This window comes from Enterobacter sp. 241F3 (assembly GCF_034106785.1).
GTDB classification, from domain to species: Bacteria; Pseudomonadota; Gammaproteobacteria; order Enterobacterales; family Enterobacteriaceae; genus Enterobacter; species Enterobacter vonholyi.
The window spans coordinates 1,175,798-1,197,785 of record NZ_JAWNDD010000001.1 but is presented as its reverse complement, the minus strand read 5'-3'; the positions used below and the strand labels follow the sequence as shown (position 1 = coordinate 1,197,785).

Below are 21,988 nucleotides of genomic sequence, written 5' to 3'. Positions count from 1 at the left end.
TAAACGGTGGCCCGCCAAATTAGCGAGCCATGTTGTATGATATATTAAGCAGCGATATATTCGTGTGGGGGATTGTTAAGTAGTGCTAAAACATTCTTCAAAAGCACGGGACGAATACTGTCTGGCGTAGCGGTTTCAACCCACTGACGCACTTGCGTCATTTCCATGCCGGCGTAGCCGCAGGGGTTTATGCGCTGGAAAGGGGCGAGATCCATATTAATGTTCAATGCCAGGCCGTGGAACGAACAGCCTTTACGAATACGCAGCCCCAGAGAGCAGATCTTCATTTCCCCAACGTACACCCCAGGCGCATCGGCTCGCGGATGCGCATCAATACCATATTCCGCCAGCGTGTTGACGACAGTTTGTTCCAGTAAGGTAACCAGTTCGCGGACGCCCAGCTTTCTGCGCTTCAGGTTGAGCAGGACGTACATCACCTGCTGCCCGGGTCCATGGTAAGTGACCTGACCGCCGCGATCGCTCTGAATAACCGGGATATCTCCCGTCATTAACAAATGTTCTGCTTTACCCGCCTGACCCTGAGTAAATACCGGCAGGTGTTCGACAAGCCAGATCTCATCCGGGGTGCTGTCATCGCGTGAATCGGTGAAGTCATGCATAGCCTGGGAGACAGGCTCATAAGGTTGCAGCCCGAGGTGACGGACCAGAATTTTATCCTGATACAAAACTGCGTCTCCGAAGACGAGGGACAAAAGGTGTGCGGGATTATATCACAGCGGGGAGAGGGGTTACCCGGCAAACCGGGTAACCGCGAAGGGGCTACAGCACCATACGAACAATTTCGATATTGCCGAGTTCTTCGTAAAGCGTTTCAACCTGCTCAATATGTGTCGCAGTGATGGTAATAGAAACCGAGTGGTAGTTGCCCTTGCTGCTTGGTTTTACTGACGGAGAGTAGTCACCGGGCGCATGGCGCTGTACCACTTCAACCACCTGATCAACCAGCTCAGGTTTCGCCAGACCCATTACTTTGTAGGTAAATGAGGTAGGGAATTCAAGCAGTTCGTTAAGTTTGGTTTTCATGTCAGCTCCGGCGTAACGTCAAAAAATAATAACTCCCACGTCAGGTGGGAGTTATCAGGATACTTAGTATATGGGGATCAAAATCACACTTTCAAGTGTTCAATTTTTAACCAAACCAGTGGTGGAACATCAATTTAATGTAATCAATGATTTTGCCGAAGAAATTGCCTTCAGGAATTTCTTGCAGGACCACCAGCGGACGCTGATCGATCGTTTTGCCATCCAGCTGGAAGTTGATGGTGCCCACAACCTGGTTCTTCTGCAGCGGGGCGTGCAACTCGGTGCTGTTCAGTACGTAGCTGGCTTTCAGATCCTTCATACGACCACGCGGAATGGTCAGGTACAGGTCTTTATCAACGCCGAGAGAAGCACGGTCGTTGTCGCCGAACCAGACGGGTTCAGACGCAAACTCTTTGCCTGCTTTCAGTGGATTCACGGTTTCGAAGAAACGGAAGCCCCAGGTCAGCAGTTTCTTGCTTTCTGTTTCACGACCTTTGAAGGTGCGGCCGCCCATCACGGCAGAGATCAGACGCATCTGACCTTCAGTGGCAGAGGCCACCAGGTTGTAGCCCGCTTTGTCGGTGTGGCCAGTTTTGATGCCGTCAACGTTCAGGCTGTTATCCCACAGCAGACCGTTACGGTTGGTCTGACGAATACCGTTGAAAGTGAACTCTTTCTCTTTATAGATAGAGTATTCATTGGGGACATCGCGGATCAGCGCCTGACCAATCAGCGCCATGTCACGCGCGGAGCTGTACTGGCCGTCTGCATCCAGGCCGTGTACGGTCTGGAAATGGCTATTTTTCAGACCCAGCGCGTTCACGTAGCTGTTCATCAGGCCCACGAAGGCGTCCTGGCTACCGGCGGCGAAATCGGCCATTGCCACGCAGGCGTCGTTACCCGACTGCAGGTTGATACCGCGAATCAGCTGGGAAACAGGAACCTGCATACCCGGCTTCAGGAACATCAGAGAGGAACCTTTGAAAACAGGGTTCCCGGTTGCCCACGCATCGTTACCGATGGTGACCAGATCCGATTCTTTGAATTTACCCGCCTTCATCGCCTGGCCGATAACGTAGCTGGTCATCATTTTGGTCAGGCTGGCCGGGTCACGGCGGGCATCGGCATTCTGTTCTGCCAGCACTTTGCCAGAGTTGTAATCGATCAGGATGTAGGATTCCGCGTCGATTTGCGGAACGCCAGGGATCATGGTCTTGATATTCAGGTCATCGGCGTGAGCTGCAGAGAGCGCAGCCGCGCAAAGGGCCGTGGTCAGCGCCATGCGCTGCACAAAACGAGCAGAAAAAGTGGTCTTCATGGTCAGAACTACGACATCCGTGATGGAATTAAAAAAAGTGCCTTACTATAGCAAATGCTATTCAGGCAGGCATCCGACTTTAAGCATGAGTTTGTGAATGCGTTTTACACAAACTGACAATTCGGATACCGCCGGTTAATTATTTTGCAACAGCGATAAATGACTGAAGCTGAGCTTCATTCTGCAGACGCTGCTGCAAGGATGCGGCCTGCGATTTGCTGGCAAACGGCCCCATCTGAATGCGCCAGACCGCACCGTTCTGCTCAACGCGTCCTGGTACGCTAAATTGCTGGCTCAGACGCTGCTGATACTGTTTGGCACGGGCCTGATCGCTCACTGCACCGACCTGAACCACATAGCTGCCGCTGGCTGCTGTTGGAGCCGCCACCGCCGCACTTTGCGTGGCCGCGGGCGCCGTTACGGGAGCTTGCTGGGTCGCTGGTGCAGCAACGGGAGCTGGGGCTGGGGTAGGCTCACTGCCTTCCAGCACGCCCGAGGCTAAGGTCGTTGGGGCGCCAAGAAAACCGCTACTCTTTACCGGCGCGCCGGTAGAATCCTCGCTTTGCAGCGTATCATTACTGATTGGGCGTATTTCTCCCCCCGGCTGAGCAGGCTCTGCCGGAGACGAGACGCTTCCCATTCCGCCGTCAAGATTTGGGCGGTCAGGAAGGGCATAGGTCTGTTTTGCGACCGTCGTACACGCGGTTCCCGGCCCGGAGAGCGAACCATCCTGCGCGACGATAATCGGGTCAATACGGACCTTGGTGTTGTTCGAGGTGTTCAGGCGATCGGCAGACGCGCGCGACAGGGAAATCACCCGGTCATTCCCGTACGGGCCGCGGTCGTTGATGCGCACGACGATCATACGGCCGTTCGCCAGGTTGGTGATACGGGCGTAGCTCGGGATAGGCAGCGTCGGATGTGCTGCCGTCAGCTGCATTGGGTCGAACGCTTCCCCGGATGCCGTCAGGTTACTGCCTGGCTCGGCATCATAAATGGCGGCAAAGCCCGCCTGACTGAAACGGGAAGGGTCCTGAACAATTTTATAGCTTTTGCCGTCGCGCTCGTAATCCTGATTGGCACTGGCATTCAGCGGTTCATAAACGGGATCGGCACCGCTGATTTCAACGATCGGGCCATTACACACCGCAGGCTGCGGCGGCGCGACGGTTGCCTGTTGCTGACCATCATCACTTGTGCAGGCCGCAAGTAAACTTGCCGCAATGCAGATCCCCAGCCACTGCTTACGCATTCCGATCCCCTTATTTTTATACGCTTTTTGACAACATTTTTCTGTGGGTATGGATCGACATCACGATACCAAACCCGGCCATCAACACGATCAGTGCCGAGCCTCCGTAACTCACCAGCGGCAGCGGTACGCCTACCACCGGCAGAATACCACTCACCATACCAATATTTACGAAGACATAAACGAATAAAATCAGCATCAACCCGCCAGCCATGACGCGACCAAAGGTGGTTTGCGCGCGTGCTGCAATCCACAATCCACGCATGATCAGCAGTACATAAAGCGCCAGCAATATTAAGATGCCAACCAGTCCCAGTTCTTCCGCCAGTACGGCAAAGATAAAGTCGGTGTGGCGTTCCGGTAAAAATTCCAGCTGAGACTGCGTGCCGTGCAGCCAGCCTTTACCGCGCAGCCCGCCGGAGCCAATCGCAATCTTTGACTGAATAATATGATAGCCCGCGCCCAGCGGATCGGTTTCCGGATCGAGCAGCATCATAACGCGCTGGCGCTGGTAGTCATGCATCAGGAAGAACCACAGGATAGGAATGAAAGCCGCAATCAGCACCACCGCGATACCAATCAGGCGCCAGCTCAGTCCCGACAGGAACAGGACAAACAGGCCGGAGAGGGCAATAAGGATTGAGGTCCCCAGGTCAGGCTGTGCCGCAACCAGCAGCGTTGGCAGGAAAATCAGCACCAGCGCGATAGCGGTATTCTTCAGAGACGGCGGACAGACGTCGCGGTTGATAAAGCGTGCCACCATCAGTGGAACGGCGATTTTGGCAATTTCAGAGGGCTGGAAGCGGACAACGCCCAGATCCAGCCAGCGCTGCGCCCCTTTTGAAATGGCGCCAAACGCATCGACCGCAACCAGCAGAATAATACAGAAGATGTAGAGATAGGGCGCCCAGCCTTCGTAGACGCGCGGCGGGATCTGCGCCATCACCACCATGATAATTAGACCCATGGCGATCTGGCCGATTTTGCGCTCCATCATCCCGATGTCCTGGCCGCTGGCGCTCCAGATAACCAGCGCGCTGTAAACCAGCAGAGCCAGCAGGATCAGCAGCATGGCTGGGTCGATGTGGATTTTGTCCCACAGCGATTTTTTATTTGGATTATCCGTCATGATTATTGGTCCTCCGCCGCAGCGGCGGCCGGGTTTTCAGCCGGCAGTTCGGTGTTGTTATCACCCAGCATAATGTGGTCAAGGATCTGGCGCATGATGGTCCCTACTGCAGGCCCGGCACCGCCGTTCTCGAGAATCATTGCCACCGCGACCTGCGGGTTGTCATAAGGAGCAAACGCCGTCATCAGCTTATGGTCACGCAGACGTTCAGCAATGCGGTGCGCGTTATAGGTTTCATTGGCCTTAAGACCAAACACCTGCGCAGTACCGGACTTCGCCGCCACTTTGTACGGCGTCCCGGCGAAATACTTGTGTGCGGTACCGTTCGGACGGTTTGCCACGCCGTACATACCGTCTTTCGCAATTTCCCAGAAGCCTGAATGTATGTCACCCACCGGGGCTTCATGCGGCTGGTTCCACGGCACTTTTTTGCCGTCTTCAACCGTACTCTGCAGCAGATGCGGCACTTTCACCACGCCGTCATTGATGAGGATCATCATGGCTTTGTTCATCTGAAGCGGCGTTGCCGTCCAGTAGCCCTGACCGATACCCACCGGAATGGTGTCGCCCTGATACCACGGTTTTTTAAAGCGCTTCAGCTTCCATTCGCGCGTCGGCATGTTGCCGGAGCGTTCTTCTGCAAGGTCAACGCCGGTATAGTGTCCGTAGCCGAATTTGCTCATCCATTCTGACAGGCGGTCGATCCCCATGTCATACGCCACCTGATAGAAGAAGGTATCCGCAGACTCCTCCAGCGATTTGGTGACGTTCAGATGACCGTGGCCCCATTTTTTCCAGTCACGATAGCGCTTATCTGAGCCGGGTAGCTGCCACCAGCCTGGGTCAAACAGGCTGGTATTACGGTTGATGACGCCGGCACTCAGCGCAGAAACCGCGACGTACGGTTTAACCGTTGATGCCGGCGGGTAAACCCCTTGCGTTGCACGGTTCACCAGCGGCGTGTTCGGATCGTTCAGCAGACCGGAATAGTCTTTACTGGATATGCCGTCAACGAAGAGGTTCGGGTCATAGCTAGGCATGGAGACCATCGCCAGGATGCCGCCGGTACGAGGATCGGTGACCACAACGGCTGCACGACTGCCCGCCAGCAGGGTTTCAATATACTGCTGAAGCTTGAGGTCGAGCGTCAGATAGACGTCATGCCCCGCCTGAGGCGGCACTTCTTTCAGCTGGCGGATCACGCGGCCACGGTTGTTAACCTCAACCTCTTCATAGCCGGTTTGCCCGTGCAGAACGTCTTCGTAGTAACGTTCGATCCCCAGCTTACCGATATCGTGCGTTGCGGCGTAGTTGGCCAGCTTGCCGTCTTTATCAAGACGGTCAACGTCTTTGTCGTTAATCTTGGAAACGTAGCCAATCACATGCGTCAGCGCGGAGCCGTAGGGATAGTAGCGACGCTTATAGCCCTTCACTTCCACGCCGGGGAAACGGTACTGGTTCACCGCAAAGCGGGCCACCTGGACTTCCGTCAGATTGGTTTTAACCGGAATGGAGGTAAAACGGTGAGAGCGGGCGCGCTCTTTTTTGAAGGCGGCGATATCGTCATCGTTAAGGTCGACAACGCTCTTTAGCGCTTCCAGCGTATCCTGAACGTTATCGACTTTTTCCGGCATCATCTCGATTTGATAGATGGTGCGGTTTAGCGCCAGCGGGGTGCCGTTACGATCGTAAATAATGCCGCGGCTGGGTGCGATAGGCACCAGCTTAATACGGTTTTCGTTTGAACGCGTCTGGTAGTCGGTAAAGCGGACAATTTGCAGATTATAAAGGTTGGCGATCAGCACGCCGGTAAGCAGCAAAATCCCGGTAAAGGCGACCAGCGCCCGGCGCACAAACAGCGCGGACTCAGCCGTATAGTCGCGAAAAGAATTCTGTAGTTTCATCCGCTGCTTAATCTACCCTGGTCAGTCATTACTCGCGGTGATAGGGGTGGTTGGTAGTAATGCTCCACGCGCGATACAGGCTTTCAGCCACCAGTACCCGAACGAGCGGATGGGGAAGCGTCAGCGCGGAGAGGGACCAACTTTGTTCAGCCGCCGCTTTGCAGGCAGGGGATAACCCTTCTGGCCCGCCAATCAACAGACTGACGTCACGGCCATCCTGCTTCCAGCGCTCCAGTTCTTGCGCCAGCTGCGGCGTATCCCAGGGTTTACCTGGAATATCGAGGGTGACGATGCGGTTCTTGACTGCGGCAGCCAGCATCAGTTCGCCCTCTTTATCGAGAATACGTTTGATATCAGCGTTCTTGCCGCGCTTACCGGCGGGAATTTCCACCAGCTCGAACGGCATGTCTTTTGGAAAACGACGCAGATATTCAGTAAAACCGGTTTGTACCCAGTCCGGCATTTTGGTGCCGACGGCGACCAGCTGCAACTTCACGCATTAACCCCAGAGTTTTTCCAGCTCATACAGGCGACGACTCTCGTCCTGCATGACGTGGACAATCACATCGCCGAGGTCGACTACCACCCAGTCAGCCGTCGCTTCACCTTCAACGCCCAGCGGCAACAGCCCTGCTGCACGCGATTCCTGGACCACGTGATCGGCAATCGAAACAACATGACGCGTCGATGTACCGGTGCAGATGATCATGCAGTCGGTGATACTGGATTTACCCTTAACGTCGATAGCGATGATGTCCTGACCTTTCAGGTCATCAATTTTGTCAATAACAAAATCCTGGAGTGCTTTACCCTGCAAGTTTTCCCCCTGGGGTGAATGAGATTGTAAAACTTTGAATTCGTAGCCAGACAGTATACCTGAACTCACGCCTGTGTCGGGACAAATGTCTCCGGTCGGGCTTCAGAAGGCGGGTATCATCCCACCCTCCGCCTGAGATTGCATCGCCATTTTTGTAAAACAATTTCTGTAAAGCAATTATCGGCGGGAAAGTCTGGCAGCGGAGAATAACAGTATGGCTTACCCTGTCAAGGCAGGATAAACAATAAGCCCCTTTTTATGCCCTCCGGCTATTCATCTGCGCTTTTCTGATACAAACCGTGCGCATGGATATAGGCTAACACCGGTGCGGGGAGCAGATCGTCACACGCTAAACCCTGCTGTAAACGCTCACGAATGAGGGTCGCAGAGATATCGAACCACGGCGTTTCCGCAAGATAGATCTTCCCGGCAGGCTGATTATGAAGATCTTCAACATTATCGGTGAGATGGTCTTCCAGCCACTGCTGGTACTGCGCTTCGCGCATGGTCAGCGGATAGCCCGGACGGCGGCAGACCAGCAGGTGGCTGTTGTCCAGAATAGTTTCATACTGATGCCATGTGGGGAAATTCAGCAGGGAATCCTGGCCGATGATAAACGCCAGCGGCTGGTCAGGCCCTTGTTCGGCGCGCCACTCCTGAAGCGTCTGAGATGTCCAGGAGGGTGTGTCGCGACGCAGCTCACGCTCGTCAAGTCGGAAGAGGGGTTTATCCGCAATGGCAAGGGCAAGCATCTCTTTTCGCTGCTCGCTGGTCGCCTCGGGCTGTGGACGATGGGGCGGGACATTGTTGGGCATAATGGTGACGCGCTGAAGGCCGATCAGATTCGCCAGAATTTCAACCGGCTTCAGATGCCCGTAATGTACCGGGTCGAAGGTGCCGCCATATAAGGCCTGTAAAGAATGCATGCTATCCATCAATAAAAACGTCTGCCAGCGCCTTGTGGCAGAGCAGCAGAGAAAGGCTTTCCAGCTCCGCCCACACCGACTGGCCGTAATCTTGTTTTAACGTGAGCTCTGCGCGCATCAGAAGCTGTACAGCCTGACGAAGCTGTTCATGACTCAGGCGGTTGACGGCCTCGGTGGTCAAAGCCCGGCGATTTTGCCACACGCGGTGTTTATCAAACAGCGAACGCAGCGGCGTATGGGCAGACTGACGCTTGAGCGTAATCAGCAGCAGTAATTCGCGCTGCAGCGTACGCAGCAGAATAACGGGTTCGCTCCCTTCGAGACGCAGCTGTTGCAGAATATGCAGGGCGCGTTTGCTTTTCGCCGACAGCAGCGCGTCCACCCAGTGGAACGGCGTGAAGTGTGCCGCGTCGTTAACGGCCTGCTCGACGCGCGGCAAGGTCAGCTTGCCATCCGGCCAGAGCAGGGAGAGTCTGTCCAGCGCCTGTGCCAGTGCAAGCAGATTGCCTTCATAGCAGTAGCAGAGCAGTTGGTTCGCCGCATCATCCAGCTCAAGGTTGTTCTGCTTCGCTCTCGCTGCGACCCATTTTGGCAGATGCGCCTGTTCAGGCGTCTGACAGGTGACCTGCACTGCGTGGGCTGCGAGTTGTGTGAACCACGCCGCGTTTTCCTGCGCTTTGGTGAGCTTGTTACCGCGCACAATCAGCAGCAGATCGCTGTGAAGCAGGCTGACCAGCGTGGCCAGCTGTTCATTGATGGCCGCGTTAGGGCCGTTCTCCGGCAGCAGGATCTGAATAGTCTGGCGCGACGCAAAAAGGCTCATCGCCTGACAGAGTGAGAAGAGGGCATTCCAGTCGGTGCTGTTATCCAGCTGGACGGTGTGGTGTTCATCAAAGCCCTGAGAAGCGGCCTCATGCCGCACGGCATCAAGGCTTTCCTGAAGTAATAACGGATCGTTTCCAAGAAGCAGATACGCCGCGCGCAGCCCTTCTTTGAGCTGCGCGCGGAGTTGTTCAGGATATAGCCTGATCATCATTTACCCAGAGAGTTAGCAGCAGGAAGCGTGCCGGCAAACGGTTTTTCAACAATGTCAGAGCCTTGTTTGGTAGACGCTGCAATACTTGGCAGTTTACGGATCAGCTGTTCCGCCGCCTTGTCGTACATTTCGTTGATGATAATCTGCTGTTCGGCATCTTTTGCCAGCGCCGTCTGCGGGTTATCGAAGAACGAACGGTACACTTTAGCGCTGATTGGGTAGATGTCTTTACCCGGGATCAGGACTGCCGCGTTGACCGTCAGCACCATCTGATACTCTGCGGTACGCCCATCCTGGAAGATAGAGGCTGTATCTCGCGCCAGACCACCTCCTAGCAGACGTAGGGACGGTACATCCTGGCGCAGCGTTTGTTTTTCAACAAGCTCAACGCCGTTCAGACGTAGCTGATTACGAATTGCCCGGCTGAGTGGGCCATTCGGATCTGATGAGTCGAAAATCATCGTTTTCATCTCAGCAGGCACCGCCGTGGTATTGCGCAGGTGCCATCCGCAGCCAGCGGTGACAAGCACCGCCAGTGATAAGAGTATTGTTGCCAGTTGTCGCACGTTTCCTCCCGCGCTTAGCCAACGACCAGATTGAGCAGTTTACCCGGTACGTAGATCACTTTACGTACGGTAACGCCCTCAAGATATTTTGCGACCAGAGGTTCCTGACCCGCGCGCTCGCGAACCTGTTCTTCGGTTGCATCGACCGCCACGGTAATTTTACCGCGGACTTTACCGTTCACCTGAACCACTACCAGCGTGGTGTTTTCCACCATCGCGGCTTCGTCAGCCTGCGGCCACGGCGCGTTGTCGATATCGCCTTCGCCTTTCAGCTCCTGCCACAGGGTAAAGCTAACGTGCGGCGTGAACGGGTTCAGCATGCGAACGACGGCCAGCAGTGCTTCACGCATTAAGGCGCGATCCTGCTCACCGTCCTGCGGGGCCTTCGCCAGCTTGTTCATCAGTTCCATAATAGCCGCAATTGCGGTATTGAAGGTCTGACGACGACCAATATCATCGGTCACTTTCGCAATCGTTTTATGAACATCGCGACGCAGCGCCTGCTGATCTTCAGTCAGTGCGGCGGCGTTCAGCGCCGGGGCATCACCCAGAGCAGTATGTTCATAAACCAGTTTCCAGACGCGTTTCAGGAAACGGTTAGCGCCTTCAACGCCAGATTCCTGCCACTCCAGAGTCATATCAGCCGGAGAGGCAAACATCATGAACAGACGAACGGTGTCAGCACCGTAACGCTCAACCATCACCTGTGGGTCGATACCGTTGTTTTTCGACTTGGACATCTTGCTCATGCCGGTATAAACCAGTTCATGGCCTTCGGCGTCTTTCGCCTTCACGATACGGCCTTTCTCGTCGCGCTCGACAATGGCATCAACCGGAGAAACCCAGTTACGCTCGCCGTTGGCGCCGACGTAATAGAATGCATCTGCCAGCACCATGCCCTGACACAGCAGCTGTTTGGCCGGTTCGTCAGAGTTCACCATGCCCGCATCGCGCATCAGCTTGTGGAAGAAGCGGAAGTAAAGCAGGTGCATGATGGCGTGTTCAATGCCGCCGATGTAGATATCTACCGGCAGCCAGTAGTTTGCCGCTTTGGAATCCAGCATGCCTTCCTGATACTGCGGGCAGGTGTAGCGCGCATAGTACCAGGATGACTCCATAAAGGTGTCAAAGGTGTCGGTTTCGCGCAGCGCAGGCTGACCGTTGACGGTGGTTTTTGCCCACTCAGGATCGGCTTTGATCGGGCTGGTGATGCCGTCCATGACGACGTCTTCCGGCAGGATAACCGGGAGCTGATCTTCCGGCGTTGGCATCACGGTGCCATCTTCCAGCGTCACCATTGGGATCGGTGCACCCCAGTAACGCTGACGGGATACGCCCCAGTCGCGCAGACGGAAGTTAACCTTACGCTCACCCACGCCCAGAGAGGCCAGCTTATCGGCGATGGCGTTGAAGCCCTCTTCGAAGCTCAGACCGCTGAACTCGCCGGAGTTGAACAAGGTACCTTTTTCGGTCAGCGCTTGTTCAGACAGGTCTGGTTCTGAACCGTCAGCCGCCAGGATAACAGGCTTGATGGTCAGGCCATATTTGGTGGCAAATTCGTAGTCGCGCTGATCGTGACCCGGAACGGCCATCACGGCGCCCGTGCCGTATTCCATCAGTACGAAGTTGGCGGCCCAGACAGGGATCGCTTCGCCAGTCAGCGGGTGAATGGCTTTAAAGCCGGTATCAACGCCTTTTTTCTCCATCGTCGCCATATCGGCTTCGGCCACTTTGGTGTTGCGGCACTCGTCGATGAAGGTGGCCAGTTCCGGATTGTTTTCCGCTGCTTTCTGCGCCAGCGGGTGACCTGCGGCCACGGCCAGGTAAGTCGCGCCCATGAAGGTGTCCGGACGGGTGGTGTAGACGGTCAGGGTCTGGTCGTAGTTCTCAACGTTGAAGGTGATTTCCACGCCTTCGGAACGGCCGATCCAGTTGCGCTGCATGGTCTTAACGGTATCTGGCCAGTGGTCCAGGTTATCCAGATCGTTCAGCAGCTCATCAGCATAAGCGGTGATTTTGATAAACCACTGCGGGATCTCTTTACGCTCTACTTTGGTGTCACAGCGCCAGCAGCAGCCATCAATAACCTGTTCGTTCGCGAGAACGGTCTGGTCGTTCGGGCACCAGTTAACGGCAGAGGTCTTCTTATACACCAGCCCTTTTTTGTACAGCTCGGTGAAGAACTTCTGCTCCCAGCGATAGTATTCTGGGGTACAGGTTGCCAGCTCGCGGCTCCAGTCATAGCCAAAGCCCAGCATTTTGAGCTGGTTTTTCATGTACGCGATGTTGTCGTACGTCCACGGTGCCGGTGCGGTGTTGTTTTTGACCGCTGCGCCTTCCGCAGGAAGACCGAACGCATCCCAGCCGATAGGCTGGAGCACGTTTTTGCCGAGCATGCGCTGGTAACGCGCAATCACATCGCCGATGGTGTAGTTACGCACGTGGCCCATGTGTAGTCGACCAGAAGGATAGGGAAGCATCGACAGGCAGTAATACTTCTCTTTGCTCTCGTCTTCGGTTACTTCAAAGGTGCGCTTCTCGTCCCAGTGTTGCTGGACTTTTGATTCTATCTCTTCCGGGCGGTATTGCTCTTGCATGGCAGCCAGTGGTCCTGTTTTCAATACAGCTACAAATGTAGCCAATGGATGTGGTAATTCAGATCCGCATAGCATAGCCCAAACGCCCGCGTCAAAACAGCCTTTCGCACAAATGCGCTTTGCAGGAATTTACCGGGTCTGTGCTTCACCTGACAAAGCGGCGGTGAAATAAGGTCTATTATTAGAAATAGTTACTTACCCGGGAGGCAAAATGATGAACAAGGTTGCTCAATTTTACCGCGAACTGGTGGCGACACTGACGGAGCGGCTGCGTAACGGCGAGCGCGATATCGATGCGCTGGTGGAGCAGGCGCGTGCCCGCGTGTCGCAAACGGGTGAGTTAACGCGAACCGAAGTGGAAGAGGTGACGCGTGCCGTGCGTCGCGATCTGGAGGAGTTCGCGCGCAGCTACCAGGAGAGCCAGGAGGAGGTCACGGACAGCGTTTTCATGCGGGTGATCAAAGAGAGCCTGTGGCAAGAGCTGGCCGACATCACGGATAAAACGCAGCTGGAGTGGCGCGAGGTCTTTCAGGATTTGAACCACCACGGTGTGTACCACAGCGGTGAGGTGGTCGGGCTGGGAAATCTGGTGTGCGAGAATTGCCACCACCATATTGCGGTCTATACGCCGGACGTGTTGCCGCTGTGTCCGAAATGCGGCCACGATCAGTTCCAGCGTCGGCCGTTTGAGCCCTAGGTAAAGCGCAGGTTTGCGCCCTCTCCCTGTGGGAGAGGGCCGGGGTGAGGGCATCAGGCCGCACTACGCACTATAGTAAGCCAGCCTCTCCGCCAGCAAATCCACAAACGCCTCCCGGTCAATATCCACCATCACCGTAGTATTCGGCTTATTTCCCGTCAGCGAGTAGTAGTCCACCACCGTCATGCCCTGGGTGTATTTCCCCTGCGTTTCGACGCCAACCCATCTGTGAACCGTAGTAAACATCTCCGGTTTTAACAGCCAGGCAATGGTGCACGGATCGTGCAGCGGCGCGCCGTGGAAGCCCCACTTCTCGGCTTTGTGATACTCCATAAAGAAGTCGAGCAGCTCAGCCACGGTTGTCGCGACCGGATTACCCACGGCACGGAAGCGCTCAATGTCGTCTGCCATAATCTGTGCGCGATGGGTCACGTCCAGCCCTGCCATCACAACTGGCAAGCCTGACTGGAACACAATCTCCGCCGCTTCCGGGTCGACAAAAATGTTGAATTCTGCGGACGGCGTCCAGTTTCCCAGCCCCATGGCTCCGCCCATGATGACGATACGGGCGATTTTACCGTGCAGTTCAGGATGGCAGTTCAGCAGCAGCGCGACGTTGGTTTGCGGTCCCGTTGCCACCAGCGTGACGGGCTCCGCGCTCTCGCGCAGCACCTTCGCCATCAGCTCCACGGCGGTACAGTTTTGCGGCGTAAAGCCCGGCTCCGGCAGTGCCGGACCGTCCAGCCCGCTTTCACCATGCACGTTATCCGCGATAATTAATTCACGCATCAGGGGCTTGAGGGCGCCACCGGCGACGGGAATATCGGTGCGCCCAAGCAGCGTCAGCATGCGCAAAACGTTACGCAGGGTTTTATCCGGCGTCTGGTTTCCGGCGGAAGAGGTGACGGCTTTGACGTCGAGTTCAGGGGAGGCAAATGCAAGAACGAGCGCGATCGCGTCATCATGACCCGGATCGCAATCGAAAATGATGGGTTGTGCCATAGCGTTCTCCATTCATAGCGTTATTTTGTGACAAGGTTAACGCTGCAATGTGACGCCGAATAGATAAAGAGAGTTAAAGCGTGAAGCAGTGCGCAATCCGCAGATTGCGCACCGGGAAGATTAATGCAGGATTTTGGCGAGGAAATCTTTTGCACGTTCAGATTTCGGGTTGGCGAAGAACTCCTCTTTCGGAGAATCTTCGACAATTTTCCCTTCGTCCATAAAGATCACGCGGTTGGCCACCTTACGGGCGAAGCCCATTTCGTGGGTCACAACCATCATGGTCATCCCTTCGTGCGCCAGCTCGACCATCACGTCCAGCACTTCGTTGATCATCTCTGGATCGAGCGCCGACGTGGGCTCATCAAACAGCATCGCCACCGGATCCATGCACAGCGCGCGGGCGATCGCCACACGCTGCTGTTGGCCGCCGGAGAGCTGCGCCGGGAACTTATCGGCATGCGCCGAGAGCCCAACGCGTTCCAGGAGCTTCAGACCTTTCTCGCGCGACGCTTTTTTATCACGCTTAAGCACTTTTACCTGCGCCAGCGTCAGGTTCTCAATAATGGAGAGGTGTGGGAACAGCTCAAAATGCTGGAACACCATGCCAACGTGAGAGCGAAGCTGGGCGAGGTTGGTTTTCTTGTCGTTGACTTTGGTGCCGTTGACGACGATCTCACCCTGCTGGACCGGCTCCAGTCCGTTAACAGTTTTGATCAGCGTCGATTTACCGGAACCGGACGGTCCGCACACCACTACCACGTCGCCTTTTTTTACCTCGGTGGAGCAGTCGGTCAGCACCTGAAAGTGCCCATACCATTTAGAAACATTTTTCAGGGAAATCATTATACCGTCCTTTTCTTCAGCCAGCTGACCAACAGCGACGCGCTTAAACTAATCACAAAATAGACCGCACCCGCAAAGAGCACCATCTCAACCTGCGTACCATCACGTTCGCCGATGGTTGACGCGGTACGGAAAAAGTCTGCCAGACTCAGAACGTAGACCAGCGAGGTATCCTGGAACAACACGATACCCTGGGTAAGCAGGAGCGGAACCATGGCGCGAAACGCCTGCGGCAGAATAATGAGCTGCATGGACTGCCAGTGCGTCATCCCCAGGGCCAGCGCGGCGCTGGATTGCCCACGGGAGATACTCTGAATGCCCGCTCGGATAATCTCAGAGTAGTAAGCGGCCTCAAACATTGAGAACGCCACCATGGCGGAGATCAGACGGATATCGGTTTTCGGCGACAGCCCCAGCACGTTTTGCAGGAAGCCGGGCACAATCAGGTAAAACCACAACAGCACCATCACCAGCGGGATGGAACGGAACACGTTAACGTAGGCGGTTGCAAACCATGCGAGCGGCTTAAAGCTCGACAGGCGCATGACGGCCAGCAGGGTGCCCCAGACGATACCGACGATGATGGCAATGACGGTGATTTTTAAGGTAATCATCAGTCCATCAAGCAGGTAAGGCATGGATGGAACGACAGAACTCCAGTCAAATTCGTACATTATTTGCCCCCCATGTTGCCCGGCAGGCGAATTTTGCGTTCAACCAGGTTCATCACCAGCATGATGAAAGCGTTAATCAGAACATACGCGAGCGTGATCGCGGTGAAGGATTCCCACGCGTGAGCGGAGTAATCCAGCAGTTTGCCCGCCTGCGCGGCCATATCGACCAGGCCGATAGTCGAGGCGATGGCCGAGTTTTTCACCAGGTTCATCATCTCTGAGGTCATCGGTGGAACGATAACGCGGTAGGCGTTTGGCAGCAGCACGTAGCGGTAGGTTTGGGGCAGCGTCAGGCCCATCGCCAGGCCCGCATTTTTTTGTCCGCGCGGCAATGACTGAATGGCGGCACGCACCTGCTCGCAAACGCGCGCAGCGGTAAACAGCCCCAGACACATCATGGAGGAGACAAAAAACTGCACGTTCGGATCCAGTTCCGACTTGAACCACATCCCAATATTTTCCGGCAGTAGTTCCGGGATAACCAGATACCAGGTAAAGAATTGCACGATCAGCGGAACGTTACGGAACAGTTCCACATACAGGGTGCCAAGTGTTGAAAGAAAGCGGTTAGGGACGGTGCGCAGAATACCGAACAAAGAACCGACAAGAAACGCGATAATCCACGCCGTTATCGATAATGCCACGGTGACCTGAAAGCCGCTCCACAGCCAGCCAAGATAGGTGGTGTTGCCGAACGGGGCTTGTTGCAGGAATATGCCCCAGTTCCAGTCGATTGACATAATAAACTCCAGAAAAAAAAGGGTAGCAGCGCTACCCTCGAAGATTGGTGAGAAGCTTATTTTTCGCGCTGAGTGGGGAACGACCACTCAACGTATAGTCTGTCCATGCTTCCCGACAATCGAGAGGGCAGGAGATCCCGCCCCTGTTGTTCTAATTAGTTAAGAGCCTTGTCATTTGGAGATTTGAACAGTGCTTTCATGTCCTCAGACAATTCAAAATTCATGTTCAGGTTTTTCGGTGGAATCGGGTTCTTGAACCATTTGTCGAACCATTTTTCCGCTTCGCCGGAGGTCTGCACCTGAGCGATGGTGTCATCGATCAGCTTTTTAAACTGCGGATCGTCTTTACGCAGCATACAGCCGTAGGCTTCTTTCGACTGCGCGGTACCGACGATATCCCAGTTGTCTGGTTTTTTCGCTTTCGCACGCTCGCCCGCCAGCAGGGCGTCATCCATCATAAACGCGACGGCGCGACCGCTTTCCAGGGTACGGAAGGAGTCGCCATGGTCTTTCGCGCTGATGATGCGCATGTCCATTTTCTTCTCGTCGTTCAGCTTGTGGAGCAGCACTTCTGACGTGGTACCGGAGGTCACGACAACCGCTTTACCTTTCAGGTCAGCGAAGTCTTTGATCTCACCGCCTTTCTTCGTCAGCAGGCGGGTACCCACGACAAAGATGGTGTCAGAGAAAGCAGCCTGTTTCTGACGCTCCAGGTTGTTAGTGGTGGAGCCACACTCGAAGTCAAAGGTGCCGTTTTGCAGCAGTGGAATACGGTTCTGTGAAGTGATTGGGATCAGCTTCACCTGCAGGTCAGGTTTGTTCAGCTTTTTCTTCACGGCTTCAACGATGGCGTTGGAGTAATCCTGTGAATAGCCCACGACTTTTTGCGTGTTGTCGTAGTAAGAGAACGGGACAGAAGATTCACGGTGGCCGACCACGATAACGCCGTTTTTGGCAATCTTGTCGAGAGTACTGCCTGCTGCAGGCGCATCTTCAGCGTGAACCACGCCTGCAGACATTCCCATAACCAGCATTGCTGTGGCCAGTTTACGTAATTGCATACCCAACTCCTTTTTATCAGCGCCAGTGACGCATTGATACCCATTGTGATGTTGTTATATCTCGCGCAATGCGAGTGCAGTGTTATGCAAGCTTGTTAACATTTAGTCTGGCTTAATGTAAAGATTTTGCTGCGTTATTGTTTATTTTTGCGAAGCGCGCCGCACCATTCAGAGGCAAATATCTCCCGTTGCACCGTTATGGTGCTAAAGGTGATCTACGCTGGTGCGACAAAGTTGCACGTTAAGCCAAACTGCGTTTACCTGAATAAACAAAGCAATAGGCGTGCCAGTTTTAAGATTTGGAAGGGATTGCCGGGTAAGGCGTAGCCGCCACCCGGCAACAGAAGGGAAGGTTATTTACGACGCTGGCGCAGGCTCATCAGCACCGCGCCAAAGCCGAATAGCGCGGTCAGGATCCACAGCGGCCAGTTGCCGGTGCGCGCATATGGCGTCAGGCCTGTGGTTGGCGTGACATTCGTGGTCAGCACCTCTCGGGTAAACTGCGGGATCATCGCCTGGATTTCACCCTGCGGACCAATCACAGCGGTGATGCCGTTGTTGGTGCTGCGCAGCAGCGGACGCGCCAGCTCCAGAGAGCGCATACGTGCCATCTGGAAGTGCTGCCACGGGCCGATAGACTTACCAAACCAGGCATCGTTGGAGATGGTCAGCAGATAGTCTGTATCAGGGCGGAAGTTATCGCGCACCTGCTCGCCGAGGATGATTTCGTAGCAGATAGCCGCCGTCAGGGCTGCGCCGTGCGCGTGCAGCTGAGGCTGTACGTACGGGCCGCGGCTGAAGGAGGACATCGGCAGGTCGAAGAACGGGGCCAGCGGGCGCAGAATCGACTCCAGCGGGACAAATTCACCGAACGGCACCAGATGGTTCTTGTTGTACCGGTCAGTGGAGTGGTAGCTGTATTCGCTGTCTTTTCCGAGCGTAATGATGGTGTTGTAGGTGTCGTAGCGGTTTTGCTGATTCAGACGCGCATCGACAATCCCGGTGATTAGCGTGCTGCCACGCGAGAGCAGCAGGTCGTTCATCATGTTGAGGAACGGCTGCTGGTTGATCTCCAGATCGGGAATGGCAGACTCCGGCCAGATAATCAGCTGCGATTTACCCATCACCTCTTCGGTGGCGTTGGCGTAGATCTTCAGCGTGTTCAGCAGCTCTTTCTCGTCCCACTTCATGGACTGCGGGATGTTCCCCTGAACCATGGAAACCTGCATAGCGCGATCGGGCTCAGGCGTGAACCACTGGATATAGCGCAGCGGGAAGGGCAGGGCGAACAGCACCAGCGCCACAACCAGCGGCTTCCAGCCGCGCGTGACCAGCGCCAGGACCAGCAGGCCGCTGACCACCATCAGCAGGAAGTTAATGGCCTCAACGCCCATGACCGGCGCCAGGCCCTTGAGCGGGCCGTCAATCTGACTGTAGCCGAACTGCAGCCACGGGAAGCCGGTCAGCACCCAGCCGCGCAGGAACTCCGTGATTTGCCAGACCACCGGTGCGGCAATGGCGACGCGCAGCCAAGTGGTTTTGGGCCACAGGCGAGAAAGGATGCCGGCGAACAGGCCGGTATAAAGCGAGAGATACGCGGCGAGCAGTACCACCAGGAAGACGTTTACCGGGCCAGGCATACCGCCAAACTGGGCGATGCTGACGTAGACCCAGTTAATACCTGAGCCAAACAGCCCCAGTCCCCAGAAGTAGCCGATAGCGGCAGCCTGTACCGGACGACGGTTCAGGGTCAGACCCTGAAGCCCCATCAGGGAGAGTATGGCCGCGGGCCAGATATCGTAAGGAGAAAAAGCCAGCGTACCGCTGGCTCCGAGTAACAGCGCCAGCAGCAAACGGACGCGCTGGCGTTCAAGCAATGGGGCAAATGCCATTTACATTAATCTTCCAGTTTTGGCACCGGTGAGTCGTCCGGCGTTCTGACGTGAACCTGTATAATACGTCGGCTGTCGGCCATTGCCACTTTGAACTGGTAACCGTCGATGTCAACGGTCTCACCGCGCGCCGGGAGATGACCAAAGGCCTGCATCACCAGCCCGCCAATGGTATCGACCTCTTCATCGCTGAAGTGGGTCCCGAAGGCGTCGTTGAAGTCCTCAATGGAGGCCAGCGCGCGCACGGTCCAGGTGTGGCGGCTGAGCTGACGGAAGTCGATATCCTCTTCTTCGTCGTACTCGTCTTCGATTTCGCCCACGATCAGCTCAAGAATATCCTCGATCGTGACCAGACCGGAAACGCCACCAAATTCATCAATAACAATCGCCATGTGGTAACGCTGAGAGCGAAACTCTTTCAGCATCCGATCCACACGTTTACTTTCCGGCACAACCACGGCCTGGCGTAACACTTTTTCCATGCTGAAGGCTTCGGCATCGCTGCGCATAAACGGCAGCAGATCTTTCGCCATCAAAATCCCTTCGATGTGATCTTTGTCTTCGCTGATGACCGGGAAACGCGAGTGGGCGGATTCGATGATCACATCGAGGCACTCGTCCAGGGTCTGGTTACGTTTCAGGGTTATCATCTGCGAGCGGGGGATCATGATATCGCGAACGCGCTGGTCGGCGATGTCCATAACCCCTTCGAGCATTTCGCGCGTATCTTCATCGATAAGGTCGTTCTGCCCGGAATCACGAATCAGCTCCAGCAGTTCATCACGGTTTTTGGGTTCGCCGTGGAAAAGCTGGTTCAGAATGAGGGAGAAAAATCCCTTTTTACTGGTTGTCGTGTCGCTACTGTGTGAATTGTCGTCGCTCATGGCGTTTGTTAAGGGTTCTCTTGTTAGTTCAACGTTTACCGCCACGCGATATCCTTTCGTGGCGGCAGGGGAGTCAGTCAGGTGACGGACTATACTTTCTCGGCAATGTACGGATCCTCATAGCCCAGAGCAAGCATTATCTCTGTCTCGAGGGACTCCATCTCTTCCGCTTCGTCATCTTCAATGTGATCGTAGCCGAGCAGATGCAGACTGCCGTGTACCACCATATGCGCCCAGTGGGCCTCAAGCGGCTTTTGCTGCTCTTTCGCTTCCTGTTCAACCACCTGACGGCAGATGATCAGATCGCCCAGCAGCGGCATCTCGATGCCCGGCGGCGCTTCGAACGGGAAAGAGAGCACGTTGGTCGGCTTATCTTTCCCGCGATAGGTCAGGTTAAGCTCATGGCTTTCCGCTTCATCCACCAGGCGAATCGTAACTTCTGATTCTTCCTGAAACTGAGGAATAACGGCATCCAGCCATTTCTGAAACTGTGCCTCATCTGGCATGCCGGAATTGTCTTCACAGGCCAGCTGTAAATCGAGGATCACCTGACTCATTTCTGTTCTTGCTCCTGCGCTTCGCGCTTACGTTCTGCGGCCAGTTCGGCCTTACGCTTCTGATCCGCCTCTTCCCAGGCTTCATAGGCGTTTACGATACGCGCGACCACCGGGTGGCGTACCACGTCTTCACTGTGGAAGAAGTTAAAGCTGATTTCGTCGACCTCGGCCAGCACCTCGATGGCGTGGCGCAGGCCGGATTTGGTGCTGCGCGGCAGGTCGATCTGGGTGACGTCGCCGGTGATGACCGCTTTTGAGTTAAAGCCGATACGCGTCAGGAACATCTTCATCTGTTCGATGGTGGTGTTCTGGCTCTCATCGAGAATGATGAACGCATCGTTCAGCGTACGGCCGCGCATGTAGGCGAGCGGGGCAACTTCGATAACGTTACGCTCAATGAGCTTCTCGACCTTCTCAAAGCCCAGCATTTCGAACAGCGCATCGTATAAAGGACGCAGATACGGGTCGACCTTCTGGCTCAGATCGCCCGGCAGGAAGCCCAGCTTTTCGCCCGCTTCAACGGCCGGACGGGTCAGCAGAATTCGACGGATCTCCTGGCGTTCCAGCGCATCGACCGCCGCGGCAACGGCCAGATAGGTTTTACCCGTGCCCGCCGGCCCCACCCCGAAGGTGATGTCGTGGTCGAGGATATTGGCGATGTACTGTGCCTGGTTTGGCGTACGCGGCTTAATGACGCCACGTTTCGTCTTGATATTGATTGCCTTACCGTAGTCCGGCACGCTTTCCGCGCTTTGCTCAAGCACGCGCGCCTCTTTAATGGCGAGGTGAATTTGTTCCGGTTCGATATCCTGAATTTCGCCGCGCATGGGGGATGTATCCACATACAGGCTACGCAGAATGTCCGCAGCGGCGTTGACGCAGATAGGGCGCCCGGTAAGTTTGAAATGATTATCGCGACGATTGATTTCGATACCGAGACGTCGCTCCAGTTGTTTGATGTTGTCATCAAACGGCCCGCACAGGCTCAGCAGGCGAGCGTTGTCTGCTGGCTCAAGGCTAATTTCACGCGTATCTATGTTCAAACT

At 55.3% G+C, this 21,988-nt stretch carries 22 protein-coding genes; 1 reads left to right on the top strand and 21 read right to left on the bottom strand.

The features are described 5' to 3' along the window. Positions 1 to 44 precede the first annotated feature (44 nt). The 12 genes from lipB to leuS form a co-directional block, all read right to left on the bottom strand. The gene (lipB, locus tag UR504_RS05685) at positions 45 to 686 is read right to left on the bottom strand and encodes a lipoyl(octanoyl) transferase LipB (protein ID WP_111964398.1); all 642 of its coding nucleotides are present in this window, start codon (positions 684 to 686) and stop codon (positions 45 to 47) included. Between the two features lie 94 nt (positions 687 to 780). Further along, positions 781 to 1,044, bottom strand: coding sequence for a DUF493 family protein YbeD (gene ybeD, locus UR504_RS05680; RefSeq protein WP_006177135.1), 264 nt, complete (start codon positions 1,042 to 1,044; stop codon positions 781 to 783). A 106-nt stretch (positions 1,045 to 1,150) separates the two neighbouring features. Continuing rightward, on the bottom strand, positions 1,151 to 2,362 hold the full coding sequence (dacA, locus tag UR504_RS05675) for a D-alanyl-D-alanine carboxypeptidase DacA (RefSeq protein ID WP_032638844.1): 1,212 nt from the start codon (positions 2,360 to 2,362) through the stop codon (positions 1,151 to 1,153). Positions 2,363 to 2,501: 139 nt separating this feature from the next. Further along, positions 2,502 to 3,614 carry an endolytic peptidoglycan transglycosylase RlpA gene (gene rlpA / locus UR504_RS05670; protein ID WP_302234475.1) on the bottom strand — a complete coding sequence of 371 codons (1,113 nt, stop codon included), beginning with the start codon at positions 3,612 to 3,614 and terminating at the stop codon, positions 2,502 to 2,504. Between the two features lie 16 nt (positions 3,615 to 3,630). Beyond that, positions 3,631 to 4,743: a peptidoglycan glycosyltransferase MrdB gene (gene mrdB / locus UR504_RS05665; protein WP_023310746.1), complete on the bottom strand. Its 1,113-nt coding sequence runs from the start codon at positions 4,741 to 4,743 to the stop codon at positions 3,631 to 3,633. A 2-nt stretch (positions 4,744 to 4,745) separates the two neighbouring features. Beyond that, complete coding sequence (gene mrdA, locus UR504_RS05660; RefSeq protein WP_008501038.1) at positions 4,746 to 6,647, bottom strand: peptidoglycan DD-transpeptidase MrdA; 1,902 nt, start codon at positions 6,645 to 6,647, stop codon at positions 4,746 to 4,748. A gap of 28 nt (positions 6,648 to 6,675) precedes the next feature. Next, positions 6,676 to 7,143 carry a 23S rRNA (pseudouridine(1915)-N(3))-methyltransferase RlmH gene (rlmH, locus tag UR504_RS05655; RefSeq protein ID WP_274242318.1) on the bottom strand — a complete coding sequence of 156 codons (468 nt, stop codon included), beginning with the start codon at positions 7,141 to 7,143 and terminating at the stop codon, positions 6,676 to 6,678. A 3-nt stretch (positions 7,144 to 7,146) separates the two neighbouring features. Beyond that, positions 7,147 to 7,464, bottom strand: coding sequence for a ribosome silencing factor (gene rsfS / locus UR504_RS05650; protein WP_023334893.1), 318 nt, complete (start codon positions 7,462 to 7,464; stop codon positions 7,147 to 7,149). A 269-nt stretch (positions 7,465 to 7,733) separates the two neighbouring features. Next, the gene (nadD, locus tag UR504_RS05645; RefSeq protein ID WP_136195347.1) at positions 7,734 to 8,399 is read right to left on the bottom strand and encodes a nicotinate-nucleotide adenylyltransferase; all 666 of its coding nucleotides are present in this window, start codon (positions 8,397 to 8,399) and stop codon (positions 7,734 to 7,736) included. Further along, the gene (gene holA, locus UR504_RS05640) at positions 8,392 to 9,423 is read right to left on the bottom strand and encodes a DNA polymerase III subunit delta (RefSeq protein ID WP_115874492.1); all 1,032 of its coding nucleotides are present in this window, start codon (positions 9,421 to 9,423) and stop codon (positions 8,392 to 8,394) included. Before holA ends, nadD begins: the two co-directional genes overlap by 8 nt. Continuing rightward, on the bottom strand, positions 9,423 to 9,992 hold the full coding sequence (lptE, locus tag UR504_RS05635; RefSeq protein ID WP_274242319.1) for an LPS assembly lipoprotein LptE: 570 nt from the start codon (positions 9,990 to 9,992) through the stop codon (positions 9,423 to 9,425). Before lptE ends, holA begins: the two co-directional genes overlap by 1 nt. A 14-nt stretch (positions 9,993 to 10,006) precedes the next feature. Next, positions 10,007 to 12,589 (bottom strand): leucine--tRNA ligase, encoded by a 2,583-nt coding sequence (leuS, locus tag UR504_RS05630; protein WP_146749031.1) that lies wholly within the window; start codon positions 12,587 to 12,589, stop codon positions 10,007 to 10,009. A gap of 214 nt (positions 12,590 to 12,803) precedes the next feature. Between leuS and UR504_RS05625 the strand changes: the two genes are divergently transcribed. Further along, entirely contained in the window at positions 12,804 to 13,286 is a 483-nt protein-coding gene (locus UR504_RS05625) for a zinc ribbon-containing protein (protein WP_111964474.1), read from the top strand. A gap of 63 nt (positions 13,287 to 13,349) precedes the next feature. Here UR504_RS05625 and rihA read toward each other — a convergent pair whose 3' ends face one another. From rihA to UR504_RS05580, 9 genes are all read right to left on the bottom strand, one after another. Beyond that, the gene (gene rihA / locus UR504_RS05620) at positions 13,350 to 14,288 is read right to left on the bottom strand and encodes a pyrimidine-specific ribonucleoside hydrolase RihA (RefSeq protein WP_127730037.1); all 939 of its coding nucleotides are present in this window, start codon (positions 14,286 to 14,288) and stop codon (positions 13,350 to 13,352) included. A gap of 120 nt (positions 14,289 to 14,408) precedes the next feature. Next, positions 14,409 to 15,134, bottom strand: a complete 726-nt coding sequence (locus tag UR504_RS05615; RefSeq protein ID WP_014883001.1) for an amino acid ABC transporter ATP-binding protein — start codon at positions 15,132 to 15,134, stop codon at positions 14,409 to 14,411. After that, the gene (gene gltK / locus UR504_RS05610) at positions 15,134 to 15,808 is read right to left on the bottom strand and encodes a glutamate/aspartate ABC transporter permease GltK (protein WP_111964391.1); all 675 of its coding nucleotides are present in this window, start codon (positions 15,806 to 15,808) and stop codon (positions 15,134 to 15,136) included. The genes UR504_RS05615 and gltK overlap by 1 nt, the downstream gene beginning before the upstream one ends. Continuing rightward, a complete protein-coding gene (gene gltJ, locus UR504_RS05605; protein ID WP_008501048.1) occupies positions 15,808 to 16,548 on the bottom strand; it encodes a glutamate/aspartate ABC transporter permease GltJ in 741 nt (246 codons plus the stop codon). The genes gltK and gltJ overlap by 1 nt, the downstream gene beginning before the upstream one ends. A gap of 155 nt (positions 16,549 to 16,703) precedes the next feature. Next, entirely contained in the window at positions 16,704 to 17,609 is a 906-nt protein-coding gene (locus tag UR504_RS05600; protein ID WP_023334902.1) for an amino acid ABC transporter substrate-binding protein, read from the bottom strand. Between the two features lie 353 nt (positions 17,610 to 17,962). Further along, positions 17,963 to 19,501, bottom strand: coding sequence for an apolipoprotein N-acyltransferase (gene lnt, locus UR504_RS05595; protein ID WP_302234484.1), 1,539 nt, complete (start codon positions 19,499 to 19,501; stop codon positions 17,963 to 17,965). A gap of 5 nt (positions 19,502 to 19,506) precedes the next feature. Further along, positions 19,507 to 20,385 carry a CNNM family magnesium/cobalt transport protein CorC gene (gene corC, locus UR504_RS05590; protein ID WP_021242574.1) on the bottom strand — a complete coding sequence of 293 codons (879 nt, stop codon included), beginning with the start codon at positions 20,383 to 20,385 and terminating at the stop codon, positions 19,507 to 19,509. Positions 20,386 to 20,474: 89 nt separating this feature from the next. Next, on the bottom strand, positions 20,475 to 20,942 hold the full coding sequence (ybeY, locus tag UR504_RS05585) for an rRNA maturation RNase YbeY (protein WP_302234486.1): 468 nt from the start codon (positions 20,940 to 20,942) through the stop codon (positions 20,475 to 20,477). After that, positions 20,939 to 21,985, bottom strand: a complete 1,047-nt coding sequence (locus tag UR504_RS05580; protein ID WP_008501053.1) for a PhoH family protein — start codon at positions 21,983 to 21,985, stop codon at positions 20,939 to 20,941. Before UR504_RS05580 ends, ybeY begins: the two co-directional genes overlap by 4 nt. Positions 21,986 to 21,988 lie beyond the last annotated feature (3 nt).

Bases quoted from the DNA above. Each gene is read 5' to 3' on its own strand.
- ybeD (WP_006177135.1), bottom strand. From the start codon at position 1,044: ATGAAAACCAAACTTAACGAACTGCTTGAATTCCCTACCTCATTTACC.
- dacA (WP_032638844.1), bottom strand. From the start codon at position 2,362: ATGAAGACCACTTTTTCTGCTCGTTTTGTGCAGCGCATGGCGCTGACC.
- rlpA (WP_302234475.1), bottom strand. From the start codon at position 3,614: ATGCGTAAGCAGTGGCTGGGGATCTGCATTGCGGCAAGTTTACTTGCG.
- mrdB (WP_023310746.1), bottom strand. From the start codon at position 4,743: ATGACGGATAATCCAAATAAAAAATCGCTGTGGGACAAAATCCACATC.
- mrdA (WP_008501038.1), bottom strand. From the start codon at position 6,647: ATGAAACTACAGAATTCTTTTCGCGACTATACGGCTGAGTCCGCGCTG.
- nadD (WP_136195347.1), bottom strand. From the start codon at position 8,399: ATGGATAGCATGCATTCTTTACAGGCCTTATATGGCGGCACCTTCGAC.
- holA (WP_115874492.1), bottom strand. From the start codon at position 9,423: ATGATCAGGCTATATCCTGAACAACTCCGCGCGCAGCTCAAAGAAGGG.
- leuS (WP_146749031.1), bottom strand. From the start codon at position 12,589: ATGCAAGAGCAATACCGCCCGGAAGAGATAGAATCAAAAGTCCAGCAA.
- UR504_RS05625 (WP_111964474.1), top strand. From the start codon at position 12,804: ATGAACAAGGTTGCTCAATTTTACCGCGAACTGGTGGCGACACTGACG.
- rihA (WP_127730037.1), bottom strand. From the start codon at position 14,288: ATGGCACAACCCATCATTTTCGATTGCGATCCGGGTCATGATGACGCG.
- UR504_RS05615 (WP_014883001.1), bottom strand. From the start codon at position 15,134: ATGATTTCCCTGAAAAATGTTTCTAAATGGTATGGGCACTTTCAGGTG.
- gltK (WP_111964391.1), bottom strand. From the start codon at position 15,808: ATGTACGAATTTGACTGGAGTTCTGTCGTTCCATCCATGCCTTACCTG.
- gltJ (WP_008501048.1), bottom strand. From the start codon at position 16,548: ATGTCAATCGACTGGAACTGGGGCATATTCCTGCAACAAGCCCCGTTC.
- UR504_RS05600 (WP_023334902.1), bottom strand. From the start codon at position 17,609: ATGCAATTACGTAAACTGGCCACAGCAATGCTGGTTATGGGAATGTCT.
- lnt (WP_302234484.1), bottom strand. From the start codon at position 19,501: ATGGCATTTGCCCCATTGCTTGAACGCCAGCGCGTCCGTTTGCTGCTG.
- corC (WP_021242574.1), bottom strand. From the start codon at position 20,385: ATGAGCGACGACAATTCACACAGTAGCGACACGACAACCAGTAAAAAG.
- ybeY (WP_302234486.1), bottom strand. From the start codon at position 20,942: ATGAGTCAGGTGATCCTCGATTTACAGCTGGCCTGTGAAGACAATTCC.